Annotated in this window: 1 rRNA gene; it reads right to left on the reverse strand. The window is 51.0% G+C overall.

Annotation, left to right across the window (positions count from 1 at the left end):
• Positions 1-1,532 (reverse strand): 23S ribosomal RNA (locus AC58NB_RS17395); the annotation flags it as partial.
• Between the last annotated feature and the right edge of the window lie 77 nt (positions 1,533-1,609).

Below are 1,609 nucleotides of genomic sequence, written 5' to 3' on the forward strand. Positions count from 1 at the left end.
GCCTAACTGCTTGGACGCGCATATCCAACAGCGCGCTTACCCTATCCTACTGCGTCCCCCCATCACTCAAATGGAAGAGAGGTGGTACAGGAATATCAACCTGTTGTCCATCGCCTACGCCTTTCGGCCTCGGCTTAGGTCCCGACTAACCCTGAGCGGACGAGCCTTCCTCAGGAAACCTTAGGCATTCGGTGGAAGGGATTCTCACCCTTCTTTCGCTACTCATACCGGCATTCTCACTTCTAAGCGCTCCACATGTCCTTCCGGTCATGCTTCACAGCCCTTAGAACGCTCTCCTACCACGCATACCATACGGTATGCATCCACAGCTTCGGTGATACGTTTAGCCCCGGTACATTTTCGGCGCAGAGTCACTCGACCAGTGAGCTATTACGCACTCTTTAAATGGTGGCTGCTTCTAAGCCAACATCCTGGTTGTCTGGGCAACTCCACATCCTTTTCCACTTAACGTATACTTTGGGACCTTAGCTGGTGGTCTGGGCTGTTTCCCTTTTGACTACGGATCTTATCACTCGCAGTCTGACTCCCGAATATAAGTCTTTGGCATTCGGAGTTTGTCTGAATTCGGTAACCCGATGAGGGCCCCTAGTCCAAACAGTGCTCTACCTCCAAGACTCTCAATTCGAGGCTAGCCCTAAAGCTATTTCGGAGAGAACCAGCTATCTCCAGGTTCGATTGGAATTTCTCCGCTACCCACACCTCATCCCCGCACTTTTCAACGTGCGTGGGTTCGGACCTCCATCCAGTGTTACCTGGACTTCATCCTGGACATGGGTAGATCACCTGGTTTCGGGTCTACGACCACATACTGCAAACGCCCTATTCAGACTCGCTTTCGCTGCGGCTCCGTCTCTTCAACTTAACCTTGCATGGGATCGTAACTCGCCGGTTCATTCTACAAAAGGCACGCCATCACCCTTTAACGGGCTCTGACTACTTGTAGGCACACGGTTTCAGGATCTCTTTCACTCCCCTTCCGGGGTGCTTTTCACCTTTCCCTCACGGTACTGGTTCACTATCGGTCACTAGGGAGTATTTAGCCTTGGGAGATGGTCCTCCCGGATTCCGACGGGATTCCTCGTGTCCCGCCGTACTCAGGATCCACTCGGGAGGGAACGAAGTTTCAACTACAGGGTTGTTACCTTCTCTGACGGACCTTTCCAGGTCGCTTCGTCTACTTCGTTCCTTTGTAACTCCACAATGAGTGTCCTACAACCCCAGAAGGCAAGCCTTCTGGTTTGGGCTGTTTCCGTTTCGCTCGCCGCTACTCAGGAAATCGCATTTGCTTTCTCTTCCTCCGGGTACTTAGATGTTTCAGTTCCCCGGGTATGCCTTCATACACCTATGAATTCAGTGTAAGATACTACCCCATTACGGGCAGTGGGTTTCCCCATTCGGAAATCTCCGGATCAAAGCTTACTTACAGCTCCCCGAAGCATATCGGTGTTAGTCCCGTCCTTCATCGGCTCCTAGTGCCAAGGCATCCACCGTGCGCCCTTATTAACTTAACCGTTAAAAAACTCTTACTCGGTTTTTTTGTTTGACGCATTACTTTGCCTTACATTACATTATCCAGTTTTCAAAGAAC

The sequence above is a fragment of the Pradoshia sp. TA40_28 genome (assembly GCF_059694525.1).